We start from the raw sequence: 11905 nt of genomic DNA, 5'->3' as shown, positions 1-11905 counted from the left end.
CCTCAGCCGCCGTACGGGGCCCGGGCCGCACGATCAGGCCCGGGCCTCGTCGTACGTCCGGCGGGCCGCGATCACCTGCCCGGTGCGGTCCTCGGTCCAGCGGGCCAGGGCCCAGACCTGGTCGGCGGCCTCCTTGCCGAGCGGCGTGAGGGAGTACTCGACGCGCGGCGGGATGACGGGGTGCGCCTCGCGGTGCACGAAGCCGTCGCGCTCCAGGGTCTGCAGGGTCTGGGCGAGCATCTTCTCGCTGACCCCGCCGACCGTGCGGCGCAGCTCGCTGAAGCGCAGGGTGCCGTCGATGAGGGCGGCCAGCACCAGCACGCCCCAGCGGCTGGTGACGTGTTCGAGGATCACCCGCGAGGGGCAGTTGCGCGCGTTCACGTCGGGGGGCGCCTGCAGCAGGCCGGCCGGCTCTTCCCTTACGTCCATGCCACTAGCTTACTTCAAAGTGGGTACTTTCTAGAAGTTAGTACCGGCTCTAGGGTTAGTCCAGTCATCACCAACGGGGACAACAGGGACTGGAGTGAACCCCTCATGAGCATCGTCGTCACCGGAGCCACCGGACAGCTGGGCCGTCTGGTCGTGGACCGGCTGCTCGCCGGCGTCCCGGCCGGGCAGGTCGTGGCCGTCGTACGCGACGCGGACAAGGCCGCGGACCTCGCCGCCAGGGGCGTGGAGCTCCGGGTGGCGGACTACAACGCCCCCGAGACCCTCAAGGGCGCCTTCCGGGCCGGCGACGTGGTGCTGCTGATCTCGGGCAGCGAGGTCGGGCAGCGCGTCGCCCAGCACACCGCCGTGATCGAGGCCGCCAAGGAGGCGGGCGTCGCGCGGCTCGCGTACACCGGCGTCCTCGGCGGCCCTGCCGCCGACTTCCTCCTCGCCGCCGAGCACAAGGCCACCGAGCAGGCCCTGCTGGACTCCGGCCTGACCTACACGCTGCTGCGCAACGGCTGGTACACCGAGAACTACACCGCGCGGATCCCCACCCAGCTGGAGCACGGCGTCGCCGGCAGCGCGGGCGAGGGCCGCATCGGCTCCGCGAGCCGTGAGGACTACGCGGACGCCGCCGCGGCCGTGCTGACCGGCGAGGGGCACGAGAACGCGGTGTACGAGCTCAGCGGGGACGAGGCCTGGACGATGGCCGAGTACGCCGCCGAGCTGGCGCAGCAGTCCGGCCGGCCGGTCGCCTACGCCGACCTGCCCGCCGACGCCTTCCTGGCGGTCCTGACCGGCGCCGGGCTGCCCGAGCCGGTGGCCGCGATCTACGTGGACGTGGACGTCGCCGGCATCTCCCGCGGTCTCCTCCGGGGCGGCAGCGGCGACCTCGCCCGGCTGATCGGACGTCCCACCACCCCGCTCGCGGAGACGATCGCGGCGGCGCTCAAGGGCTGACCCCGGGCATCCGCCGGAACGGCGGGGCCCCGCGGCGGATCCCCTCCGGCCGCGGGGCCCCGCCCCGTTCCGGCCCGTCCCGTTCCGGCCCGGCCGGTCCGTCCCGGCGCGCTGCCTGCCCGCGGCGAAGGTGTCATGACCGTCATGCGATACGCAGATGACGGGAGAACGCCCCGCACGCTACCTTCGAGCAGTCGGCCAGCGCCCCGGGAGGAACGAGTGAACGAGCAGCGTGCCGGTCTGCTGTACGGATTCGCCGCCTACGGGCTCTGGGGGCTCTTCCCCCTCTACTGGCCGCTCCTCGAACCGTCCGGCGCGGGCGAGATCCTGGCCCACCGCATGGTGTGGTCGCTGGCCGTCGTCTCCGTCGTGCTGCTGGTGATGCGCCGCTGGGCCTGGGTCCCCGAACTCCTGCGGCAGCCGCGGCGGCTCGGGCTGCTGGCCGTGGCCGCGGCGGTGATATCCGTGAACTGGGGCCTGTACATCTGGGGTGTCAACAGCGGCCACGTCGTCGAGACCTCGCTGGGCTACTTCATCAACCCGCTCGTCACCATCGCCCTCGGCGTCCTCGTCCTGCACGAGCGCCTGAGGCCCGCGCAGTGGGCGGCCGTTGGCGTCGGCGCCGCCGCCGTCCTGGTGCTGACCCTGGGCTACGGGCGGCTGCCCTGGATCGCGCTCACCCTGGCCTGCTCCTTCGCCACGTACGGCTTCATCAAGAAGAAGGTCGGCATGGGCGGCCTGGAGTCGCTGGCGGCCGAGACCGCGATCCAGTTCCTGCCGGCGCTCGGCTTCCTGGTCTTCCTCGGCTCCCGGGGGGAGACCACCTTCGCCTCGCACGGGGCCGGTCACGCCTCCCTGCTCGCCGCGTGCGGCGTCGTCACCGCGGTGCCGCTGGTCTGCTTCGGCGCGGCGGCCATCCGCATCCCGCTGAGCATGCTGGGGCTGCTGCAGTACCTCGCGCCGGTCTTCCAGTTCGGGCTCGGACTGCTGTGGTTCCACGAGGAGATGCCGGCCGAGCGCTGGGCGGGCTTCGGCCTCGTCTGGCTCGCCCTGGCCCTGCTGACCTGGGACGCGCTGCGCGCCGCCCGGCGCGGCCGGATCGCGGTGCGGGACGCCGCCGTCGTGCCCGACGAGGCGGCGCCGCGCGGGGCCGTCACCGGCTGAGCGGCGGCGTCCGTGCACCGGCGCTAGCCTTCCGGCGCCTCGTACGCCTGGCTGCGGGAGCGGTGGGCGCGGACCTTGTGGCGGTTGCCGCAGTGCTCCATGGAGCACCAGCGGCGCCGGCCGGGACGTGAGACGTCCACGAAGACCAGCCGGCAGTCGTGGGCGGAGCATTCCCGGACGCGGTCGGCGTACGGGCCGGAGAAGAGCTCCACCGCGTCCCGGGCGACGGCCGCCAGGACCTGGGTGCCGGTGATCGGGGTGCGCCAGGTACGGCCCCCGTCGGGGGCGAGACGCAGCGCCGGGGGACGCCAGGCGGCCGCCTCGTTGAGGACGACGAGGTCCGGGGCGGGGAGCGGTTCGCCGTGGACCCGGGCGACGGCGATGTGCCAGAGCGCGTCGCGCAGGTAGCGGGCCGCGGCGACGTCCTCCGGGGAGACGACGAGGCCGCCGGGGTCGGGGCGCAGCCGGGACGCCGCCGCCCAGCGGGCCAGGTCGGCGGGCTCGTTGAGGACCTCGTAGTGGGACAGGGCGCCGGGGCCCCCGGTGGGCAGCAGCTCCAGGCCGAGCGCTCCCGGATCGAAGCGGTGGGCAACTCCTTCGGATGAATGGAGGACCAAACCGATTGCGGGCTCCGTCATGTAACCAATATAACTGGTTACACACCGGCCGAGAGCCGGCGGGACGCGAACGAGGGGGCACGTCATGGCAGTTCACTGGAAGCTCGTGATCGACGCGGCGGATCCGCACCGGCAGGCCGCCTTCTGGGCGGAGGCCCTGGAGTACACGCTCGAGGACCACAGCGTGCTGATCGAGAAGCTGCTGGGGTTCGGCGCCGTCACGGAGGACCTCCTCACGGAGGCGGCCGGCCGCAAGGCCTGGCGGGACCTGGCGGGCGTACGGCACCCCGAGGACCCGTACGACAAGGAGAAGGGCTCGGGCCTCGGGCGGCGCATCCTCTTCCAGCGGGTGCCCGAGGCCAAGACGGCGAAGAACCGGCTGCACATCGACCTCCACCCGGGCGGCGGACGACTGGAGGAGGAGGTGGCCCGGCTGGAATCGCTCGGCGCGAAGGTGCTGCGGCGGATAGCGGAGCCCTCCGGCACCTGGGTCACCATGGCCGATCCGGAGGGGAACGAGTTCGACGTCGAGTAGCCCTCCGGCACCCGCCTTGACTCCGGTGGCGGAGCGATGAAAATATCTCTATGCATACGCAATTATTGCATACGCAAGGAGATGACGGGGTGTCGGATTCAGAGCGGTCGTTCCTCTTCCTGGTGGGAAGCAGCCGCGCCGACGGCAACACCGAGACGTTGGCGCGGCACGCCGCCGAGCGGCTTCCGCCGACGGCGGACCGGCACTGGCTGCGGCTGGGCGATCTGTCGCTGCCGCTCTTCGAGGACCGTCCGCGCGAGGGCGAAGGACCCTGCCCCGCGCCGTCGGGGCTCGCCGCGACGCTCCTTCAGGCCACCTTGTCGGCCACCGACATCGTGGTGGTCTCACCGCTGGACTGGTACGGCGTCTCGACCGCCACCAAGCTCTACCTGGACCACTGGTCGGGCTGGATGCGGGTGCCGGGGCTGGACTTCCTGGAGCGGATGCGCGGCAAGACCCTGTGGTCGGTGACCGTGCACGGCGGCCAGGATCCGGCGACGGCGGCCCCGCTGGTCGGGACACTGCGCCACACGGCCGACTACGCCGGGATGCGCTGGGGCGGGGCGCTGCTGGGCCACGGCAGCCGGCCTGGCGACGTCCTGCGGGACACGGCGGCACTGGGCCGGGCGAAGACCTTCTTCAGCTGACCGGTGGCGGTCAGGCCAGGATGTCGCGGGTGGTGAAGCGGGCCCAGGCCGCGGAGCCGAACACGGCGACATAGAGGGCCTGGAGCTGGAAGTTGCTGCGCATCTCGTCCCAGTAGACGGGGTCGCGCACCAGGTCGGCGAAGCTCAGCCAGTAGTGGGGGAAGAGGTAGGGCTGCACGGCGTGCAGTTGGGGGATGGTGTCGACGATCTGCACGGTGATCAGCAGACCCACGGTGGTCGCCATGGCGGCGATGCCGCTGTTGGTGAGCGTGGAGATGAACAGGCCCAGCGCGGCGATGCCGGTGAGCGAGGCCGCCACGACCAGGGCGACCAGCAGGGCGCGCAGCAGCCCCTCGGAGAAGGGGACGGTCGTACCCGACAGCAGGGTGACGTCCCCGAGCGGGAAGAGCAACGCGCCGGTCACCAGGGCCGAGACGGCCACCACGAGGGTGCCGATCAGGCAGAAGGCCAGGACGGAGGCGTATTTGGAGACCAGGAGACGGGTGCGCCCGGCCGGGGCCACCAGCAGATAGCGCAGGGTGCCCGCGTTGGCCTCGCCGGCGACGGCGTCGCCGGCCACGACACCGATCGCCATGGGGAGGAAGAAGGGCAGCGTCGCGGCGAGCGAGGCGAAGACCAGGAAAAGACCGTTGTTGGTGATCAGCGCGACGAAGGCCGGGCCGCCTCCGCCACCACCGCCGGCCGAGCCGCCGTCACCGGTCTCGATCCGCACCGCGATCCCGATGAGCACCGGGACCCCGGCCAGGACGGCCAGCAGGGCGAGGGTGCGCCAGCGGCGCAGCACGGTCACCAGTTCGCTGCGGAACAGCCCGAGCGAGCGGATCGGCCACACCGACCTGGTCAGGGTGTCAGCCTGCGACATCGAAGCCCTCTCCGGTCAGCGCGACGAACGCGTCCTCCAGTGACGCCCGTTCGACGCCGAAGCCGCGGACGCGGACTCCGGCGGCGACCAGGGCGGCGTTGAAGTCGGCGAGTTCGGGGAGCGCCGCGGGGTCCTGCGGCAGCTCTCCGGTGACCCGGTCGCCGTCGGCGGCCAGGCCGGTGACCCCCCGCTCCTTCAGGACGCGCACCGCCTCGGCGGGATCGGGGGTGGTGACCACCAGTCGCCCGGCGGAGGAGAGCGCCTCCACCGGGCCCTGGGTGATCAGCCTGCCGCGGGACATCACCGCGGCGTGGGTGCAGACCTGTTCGATCTCGTCGAGAAGATGGGAGGAGAGGAAGACCGTGGTGCCGTCCGCCGCCAGCTCCCGGACGAGCGAGCGGATCTCCCGCATGCCCTGCGGGTCCAGGCCGTTGGTGGGCTCGTCCAGCACCAGCAGCTCGCGGGGCCGCAGCAGCGCGGCCGCCAGGCCGAGCCGCTGCTTCATACCGAGCGAGTAGGCGCGCGCCTTCTTGCCCGCGGCGGCGGCCAGGCCCACCCTCTCCAGGGCCGTGTCGACCCGTGTCCCGCGGGTGCGGGGCTCGGCGGTCGGATCGGCCGCGTCGAAGCGGAGCAGGTTGTCACGGCCGGAGAGGAAGCCGTAGAGGGCGGGGCCCTCGATCAGCGCGCCCACGCGCGGCAGGACGCTGCGCACCGCGCGCGGCATGGGCTCGCCGAGCACCCGTGCCGCACCGGAGGTCGGGGCGATGAGCCCCATGAGCATGCGGATCGTCGTCGTCTTCCCGGAGCCGTTGGGCCCCAGGAAGCCGAAGACGCTGCCGCGGGGAACGGCCAGGTCGAGGCCGTCGACGGCGAGCTGTCCGCCGCGGTACCTCTTGGTGAGCCCGCTCGTGGAGATCGCGTGCTCACCCGTCTGGGCGGACGGCTCCCCCATCGGCGCTCCTTCGCTCGGTGACGTGCCCTGCTCCGCGCCCTACCGTGCGGCCGCGTCCGCGGCCTTGATCAGGGCGTCCTGGGTCACGGTGCCCACGTAGACCTTGCCGCTGTCGGTGATCAGGGCGTTCACCAGGCGGGTGCTGACCACCGTGCCGGTGCCGAAGTCGCCCTTGACCTCCTTGCCGAAGGTACCGAGCAGCCCCTGACCGCCGAGGCCGGGGGCCTTTTCGCCGCCCTTGGACGGGGACTCGTTCAGCGCCTCCGGCGGCAGCTTCAGCTCGGCGATCGAGTCCCAGCCCTTGCCGAGGACGTCAAGGCCCTCCAGGGCGTCCGGGCCGCCGAGGTCACCGAACTCCTCGCGGGCCTCCCGCTCGGCCTTGGCGTCCGCCTTCTCACCGGCCTTCTCGCCGGCCTTCTCCGTCGTCACCTCGGCGCCCTTGGGCGGGGTGAAGTCGAAGGTCGAGGCGGCGGGCCGGGAGAAGTCGACCTTGGTGAAGGCGACGTCGACGATGGCCTTGCCGCCGCCCCTGGGGGCGAGGGTGAACTTCAGCGGCACACCGGTGCCGGCGTCGACGCCGATCCGGATCGACCCGACCGTGGAGTCCGTGGCCTTGGGCGTGACCACCAGCTGGTAGGCGTCCCGCCCGGCGATGCGCGCGGTGCCGTCCACCGTGACGGTGGAGCTGTCGTCCGCCGCGTCGAGGATCTTCTTCGCGGCCTCCTGCGGGGTGGCCGGCCAGCCCTCGGGCACCTCGTGCCCGCCCTTGGCCCCGTCCTTGCCCTGCGCCTCCTGCGGGAGGCCGGTCAGGTGGTAGGCCTGGTTGCTGCCGCTGTCGTAGGCCCAGACCTCGTCACCGTTGTGGATGAGGCTGTACTCCGCGGCGTTCCGGACGATCGACACCTTCTGCCGCTGCGGGCCGTCGGCCGCGACGCGCAGGGTGTGGGAACCGGCCAGCAGCTCGGTCAGCTGCTCCTTCGGATCGGCCGAGGAGTCACCGCGGCCGCCGCCTCCGCCACCGCCGAACGGCCCGCCGGCGCCCGTGGCGCCGGTCAGCAGGGCCGGCAGACCGAAGTCCGTGCTGATGCGGACCGAGCCGGAGATCGTCTGGGTGTCCGAGGCCGCGACCTTCGCGATCAGCTCCTCGGCCGTGATCTTGGGCAGATCGGGGCTGCCCACGCTCGCGAGCGCCGGCACGAGGCCGATGGTCGCCGCGGCGACCCCCGCGGCCGCCACCGGGACCGCGTAACGTATCGCCTTGGCCCGGCGCCGGGGCTCCCGGTCGTCGTCCATGGGCTGAATGGGTGCCATTACGTCCCTACCTCCGTTGTCAACGGCGGGTTCCCGTCAGCATCGCAATCGTCCACCTCGGGCCATTGTCACCCGATCCGCCGTGTGGTGGTGCCTCTTATCCCATCAATCCGGCCGCTCGGGCGCATCGCCCGCCGGGATCAACTCGGCGTACACCTCTGGGATGACGTCCCCTGACAACAGCTCAGGGCAGAGGTGTCCCGCACCCCCGTGGACACACGGGCCGCACGGGCCGCGTGGACGCCGGGAACGGGTGCCGGGCTCCGCTAGCCCGCGCGGTGCACCACGGCGTCGCAGAGGCCCTCCAGGGCCTGCTTGGCGGCGCAGTCGGGCAGCGGTGCCAGCAGGGCCCGCGCCTCGTCCGCGTAGCGCACGGTGTCGCGCCGGGCCTGGGCCAGCGCCGGGTGGGCGCGCAGCAGCGCCAGCGCCTCGGCGTGCCGCCGGTCGTCCGTCAGATCGCCGTCCAGCAGTTCGCACAGCCGCAGGTCGTCCGCCGACGCGAAGTCGCCCGCCTTGGCCACGGCCGCACGCAGGTGCAGGACCGGCAGGGTCGGCACGCCCTCGCGCAGGTCCGTGCCCGGGGTCTTGCCGGACTCGTGCGAGTCGCTCGCGATGTCCAGCACGTCGTCGGCGAGCTGGAAGGCCGTGCCGATGCGCTCCCCGAACTGGGTGATGATGTCGACGACGCTCTCGTCGGCGCCGGACATCATCGCGCCGAAGCGGCACGAGACGGCGATCAGCGAGCTCGTCTTGCCGGCGATGACTTCCAGGTAGTGGTCGATCGGGTCGCGTCCGTCGCGCGGGCCGACGGTCTCCAGGATCTGCCCGGTGACCAGCCGCTCGAAGGCCTCGGCCTGGATGCGTACGGCCTCCGGCCCGAGGTCGGCCAGTATGTGCGAGGCCTTGGAGAAGAGGAAGTCGCCGGTCAGCACGGCCACCGAGTTGTCCCAGCGGGCGTTGGCGCTCGGTACGCCGCGCCGCACCTCGGCCTCGTCCATGACGTCGTCGTGGTACAGCGTCGCCAGGTGCGTCAGCTCCACCACCACGGCCGACGGCACGATGCCGGGCGCGTGCGGATCGCCGAACTGGGCGGCCAGCAGCACCAGCAGGGGACGGAACCGCTTCCCGCCCGCGTGCACGAGGTGGCGGGCCGCCTCCGTGATGAACCGCACATCGCTCTTGGTGGCCTCCATGAGGCCTTCCTCGACGGCGGACAGCCCGGCCCGGATCCCTGACTCGAGGTCCTCGTCCATTACGCTCAGCCCGAAGGGCCCGACGACGGTCGTCACCTGGGATTCTCCTGTCGCTGAGATCGCTTCTGCGGCTTGCGGCGTGGCGCTTTACTACACCGGCAGCGTAACCGGTCGCCTCTCGATCACTGCGAGGGCATGGCCCCCTCGGGCCACTACGCCCGGTTTTGCCCGCGTGTGCGGCCGGACTTTCGCGGCCCGCGCCCGGCCCGCACCGGGCCCACCACCGGCCCCCAGACCGGCTCCCGCGCCCATCCGCGGGCCCCACCGCCGCCCCGGACATCCCCTCACGAGGCACCCGCGGCGGCCTCCGCGAGGTACCTGCGCCGTTGTCCCGCCTTCCCCGGGAGCCGCCCCCCCCATGCCCGGCCCCCATGCCCGCCCCGCCGCAGGCCCCGGCGCACACGGCGAACGGCGCGGCCCCCGCCAAGTGCGGGGCGCCGCGCCGTGGATGGCCGTGCGCCGGGACGCGCCGGAACGCGCCGTAACGTACGAAGACGCGCCGGAACGCGCCTAGCGCCCGTACGCCTTCGCCACCGCCGCCGCCAGTCGCGGCGAGGCCCACTCCGTGCCGCACACGAAGCGCAGCACCGGCCCGAAGGTGGCCGCGGCGGGCAGCCCGGTGAAGTACATCCCCGGGACGGAGGAACCGAAGTCGGCGCCCAGCCGGGGCGAGCCGCCGGTGCGGGCGAGCTCGGCGCGCAGCTCGGGGCCGAGGAATTCCAGCGCCTCCAGGTCGACGCGGTAGCCGGTGGCGGCCATCACGTGGTCGGCGCGGAACTCGGCCGCGCGGCCGCCGGGCGCGGCGGTGGACAGCACGACCTTGCCGTCCTCGTCCACGCGGGCGCTGCGCAGCGTGTGGCCCTCGCTGACGGCGACCTTGCCCTCGAAGCGCTCGCGCAGCCACCAGGCGCCCAGCGGGCCCAGTACGCGGCGTACGAGGTGCAGCCGCAGGGGCGCGGGCAGGCCGCGGAAGTACTGGGCGTGGTAGCTGAAGGCGTACAGGGACCAGGCCCGCCCGAAGGGCGACTCCGGCCGCAGGCGCGGCTGGCGGTCCGGCGGGGCGCCGAAGCCCACGGCGCGCCGTCCACGGGCCAGCAGCCGTACGGTGGCGCCCGCCTCGGCGAGCAGCGCCGCGCCCTCCAGGGCCGACTGCCCGGCGCCGACGACGACCACCTCGCGTCCGGCGAGCCGGCCCGGGTCGGTGTGCTGGGAGCTGTGCGAGACGGGCCCGGCCGCGGACGGCCCGTCCGGGGTGACGCGGCGCAGCACGCCGGGCGTGTACGCGAAGCCGTGCAGCCCGCTGGCGACGACGACCGCCCGGGCCCGGAACTGCTCGCCGGAGTCCAGCTTGAGCTCGAAGCCCCCGCCGGCGGCCCGGTCCACGGAGACCACCCTGACCTGCTCCAGATCGGGGACGAGCCGCTCCTGGAACCAGTGGCCGTAGCGGACGAAGGTCTCGGCGGGGACGAGGTCCCAGTCGGTGACCAGCGGCCGCTCCCCGGCGTCCAGGCAGAAGTCGCGCAGGGTGTGACCGGGCCGGGCGGCGGAGATGTCGGAGGCGGCGGGGGTGGACTTCAGCACCATGGCGGAGGGCATGTTCTCCCGCCAGCTGACCATGGGTTCGCCGAAGGTGCGCACGGGGACGCCCCGTTCGCGCAGGTGTGCGGTGGTGGACAGACCGTACGGGCCGGCGCCGATCACGGCAACGGGCGTCGTCATGGGTGTTCCCTTCGCATCGCGGTTCGACGTCGTGACCGGTACATCTGCATCAGGTGCCGGGCGCCCGGCCGTACGAAGCGGGCGAGCATGGTGAAGAAGGGCCTCAGGTCGTCGGCGGCCAGCCAGGCCAGCTCGGTGGCGCCCGCGCGGGCGGGTGCGTGGGGCGTGGTGTAGCCGCTGCGGCGGTAGGCCAGGAGAGCGGGCAGGTCGATGTTCTCGACGACGAAACGCCGGCCCTCCGGTTGCCCCGCCCGGGGGATCTCCCGTCCCGTCAGGTCGAGGTGCTGCGCGCGGACGACGTCGATCCCGGCCTCGGATTCGAAGAGCCGGAACTGGGCGCCCATGCGGGGATTGAAGTCGAGCAGTTTGTAGCGGCCGTCGCGGCGGTCGTAGCGCCAGTCGAGGTCGGCGATGCCCCGGAATCCGATGGCCGCGCAGAAACGGCGGGCCATTGCGGCGAGTTCCGGATTGTCCACCACATAGGCGCAGGCCGTCATTCCGGCGTGCGGCGGCCAGGAACGCACCTTGACGCCGGTGAAGAGCACGGGCTCCGTCCCGGCGGCCCCGAAGTAGGCGTGCACGATCCAGTCCTCGGCCTCCTCGCGCGGCAGGTACTCCTGGAGGATCACGCCGGGTCTCGGTCCCCAGCCGCGGGCCAGCGCCAGCAGCTCCTCGGCGTCGTCGATACGGGTGGTGCCGGGCACGGCGGGTGTACGGCGCCGCTCGAAGGCCTCCCGGTTCTTGGCGACGACCGGGAAGCGGGCGTCCGCCGCGAACTTCTCGACCTCCTCCGGCGAGTCGGGGAAGGCCGCCAGCGGGGTCGGCACCCCGTGCCGGACGCACAGCTCGTGCAGGCCCTGCTTGCTGGCCAGGTGCCGGGACAGCCCGGGGTCGTCGGTGCGCGGGAAGAGGAAGAGGCCGTCCAGTTCGGCGGCGTGCTCGGCGATGAGCACGGCCGCCTCCTCGTCGGTCGGGATGAGCACCGTGGGGCGCCCGATCCGGCGGCCGATCCGGCACAGCCCTTCGACCAGGCGCTCCGCGGGCTCCAGTCCGGTGGTCGGCCAGACGAAGCGACCCCGCAGGTAGCGGGAGGCCGCGGCGGGTGTGTGCCGGTCCTCGGTGACGGCGTACATGGGGACCCCGAGCCTCCCCAGGCTGCGGATCGCCCCCACGCCACCGTGGTGCAGCGGATAGTTTCCGATCTTCACGATCAGCCCCGGCACGGCAGGGTCGACCGCGAACGCGGACTTCACCACGTAATCCCCCCAATGATCACGGTATTGATCGGCCCCTCCCGACCGTGACCTGAAAGGAAGCTAAGCCCGAATTGACCACCACTGCAAGACTTTTCCGGACATTGCGAACTCTTTAGACAATCGAGAAGAGCTGTTCACCCGGGCATCAAGTGGCCGAATTCATCGGGGTTTCGCAG

Annotated in this window: 12 protein-coding genes; 4 read left to right on the top strand and 8 right to left on the bottom strand. The window is 72.8% G+C overall.

From position 1 onward, the window contains the following. Positions 1-33: 33 nt before the first annotated feature. Positions 34-429: a winged helix-turn-helix transcriptional regulator gene (locus CHF15_RS26470; RefSeq protein ID WP_089226392.1), complete on the bottom strand. Its 396-nt coding sequence runs from the start codon at positions 427-429 to the stop codon at positions 34-36. Between the two features lie 105 nt (positions 430-534). On the opposite strand from CHF15_RS26470, the gene CHF15_RS26465 reads away from it, so the two are divergent. Together CHF15_RS26465 and rarD are read left to right on the top strand one after the other, a co-directional pair. Then, the gene (locus CHF15_RS26465) at positions 535-1392 is read left to right on the top strand and encodes an SDR family oxidoreductase (RefSeq protein ID WP_089226391.1); all 858 of its coding nucleotides are present in this window, start codon (positions 535-537) and stop codon (positions 1390-1392) included. Positions 1393-1611: 219 nt separating this feature from the next. Further along, positions 1612-2556, top strand: a complete 945-nt coding sequence (gene rarD, locus CHF15_RS26460) for an EamA family transporter RarD (protein WP_089226390.1) — start codon at positions 1612-1614, stop codon at positions 2554-2556. A 23-nt stretch (positions 2557-2579) separates the two neighbouring features. Here the strand turns inward: rarD and CHF15_RS26455 are convergent, their stop codons facing one another. Then, positions 2580-3194 (bottom strand): CGNR zinc finger domain-containing protein, encoded by a 615-nt coding sequence (locus CHF15_RS26455; RefSeq protein ID WP_089226389.1) that lies wholly within the window; start codon positions 3192-3194, stop codon positions 2580-2582. A gap of 64 nt (positions 3195-3258) precedes the next feature. Between CHF15_RS26455 and CHF15_RS26450 the strand changes: the two genes are divergently transcribed. Together CHF15_RS26450 and CHF15_RS26445 are read left to right on the top strand one after the other, a co-directional pair. Continuing rightward, a complete protein-coding gene (locus CHF15_RS26450) occupies positions 3259-3708 on the top strand; it encodes a VOC family protein (RefSeq protein WP_089226388.1) in 450 nt (149 codons plus the stop codon). A gap of 89 nt (positions 3709-3797) precedes the next feature. Beyond that, a complete protein-coding gene (locus CHF15_RS26445) occupies positions 3798-4355 on the top strand; it encodes a flavodoxin family protein (protein WP_089226387.1) in 558 nt (185 codons plus the stop codon). A gap of 10 nt (positions 4356-4365) precedes the next feature. On the opposite strand, the gene CHF15_RS26440 is transcribed toward CHF15_RS26445, so the two are convergent. From CHF15_RS26440 to CHF15_RS26415, 6 genes are all read right to left on the bottom strand, one after another. Beyond that, complete coding sequence (locus tag CHF15_RS26440) at positions 4366-5238, bottom strand: ABC transporter permease (RefSeq protein WP_089226386.1); 873 nt, start codon at positions 5236-5238, stop codon at positions 4366-4368. After that, complete coding sequence (locus CHF15_RS26435) at positions 5225-6190, bottom strand: ABC transporter ATP-binding protein (RefSeq protein ID WP_089226385.1); 966 nt, start codon at positions 6188-6190, stop codon at positions 5225-5227. Before CHF15_RS26435 ends, CHF15_RS26440 begins: the two co-directional genes overlap by 14 nt. 39 nt (positions 6191-6229) lie before the next feature. Continuing rightward, positions 6230-7501, bottom strand: coding sequence for a LolA family protein (locus tag CHF15_RS26430; protein ID WP_089226384.1), 1272 nt, complete (start codon positions 7499-7501; stop codon positions 6230-6232). Positions 7502-7767: 266 nt separating this feature from the next. Then, positions 7768-8754, bottom strand: coding sequence for a polyprenyl synthetase family protein (locus CHF15_RS26425; protein ID WP_089226464.1), 987 nt, complete (start codon positions 8752-8754; stop codon positions 7768-7770). Between the two features lie 510 nt (positions 8755-9264). Continuing rightward, positions 9265-10473, bottom strand: coding sequence for an FAD-dependent oxidoreductase (locus CHF15_RS26420; protein WP_089226383.1), 1209 nt, complete (start codon positions 10471-10473; stop codon positions 9265-9267). Then, positions 10470-11726, bottom strand: coding sequence for a carboxylate--amine ligase (locus CHF15_RS26415; RefSeq protein WP_322975706.1), 1257 nt, complete (start codon positions 11724-11726; stop codon positions 10470-10472). The genes CHF15_RS26420 and CHF15_RS26415 overlap by 4 nt, the downstream gene beginning before the upstream one ends. Between the last annotated feature and the right edge of the window lie 179 nt (positions 11727-11905).

Source organism: Actinacidiphila glaucinigra (genome assembly GCF_900188405.1).
GTDB lineage: Bacteria > Actinomycetota > Actinomycetes > Streptomycetales > Streptomycetaceae > Actinacidiphila > Actinacidiphila glaucinigra.
This window is presented reverse-complemented; position numbering and strand designations above follow the sequence as displayed.

Excerpts from the sequence above, each read along its gene's own strand:
- CHF15_RS26470 (WP_089226392.1), bottom strand. The coding sequence starts at position 429 with ATGGACGTAAGGGAAGAGCCGGCCGGCCTGCTGCAGGCGCCCCCCGAC.
- CHF15_RS26465 (WP_089226391.1), top strand. The coding sequence starts at position 535 with ATGAGCATCGTCGTCACCGGAGCCACCGGACAGCTGGGCCGTCTGGTC.
- CHF15_RS26455 (WP_089226389.1), bottom strand. The coding sequence starts at position 3,194 with ATGACGGAGCCCGCAATCGGTTTGGTCCTCCATTCATCCGAAGGAGTT.
- CHF15_RS26450 (WP_089226388.1), top strand. The coding sequence starts at position 3,259 with ATGGCAGTTCACTGGAAGCTCGTGATCGACGCGGCGGATCCGCACCGG.
- CHF15_RS26440 (WP_089226386.1), bottom strand. The coding sequence starts at position 5,238 with ATGTCGCAGGCTGACACCCTGACCAGGTCGGTGTGGCCGATCCGCTCG.
- CHF15_RS26435 (WP_089226385.1), bottom strand. The coding sequence starts at position 6,190 with ATGGGGGAGCCGTCCGCCCAGACGGGTGAGCACGCGATCTCCACGAGC.
- CHF15_RS26430 (WP_089226384.1), bottom strand. The coding sequence starts at position 7,501 with ATGGCACCCATTCAGCCCATGGACGACGACCGGGAGCCCCGGCGCCGG.
- CHF15_RS26425 (WP_089226464.1), bottom strand. The coding sequence starts at position 8,754 with ATGGACGAGGACCTCGAGTCAGGGATCCGGGCCGGGCTGTCCGCCGTC.
- CHF15_RS26420 (WP_089226383.1), bottom strand. The coding sequence starts at position 10,473 with ATGACGACGCCCGTTGCCGTGATCGGCGCCGGCCCGTACGGTCTGTCC.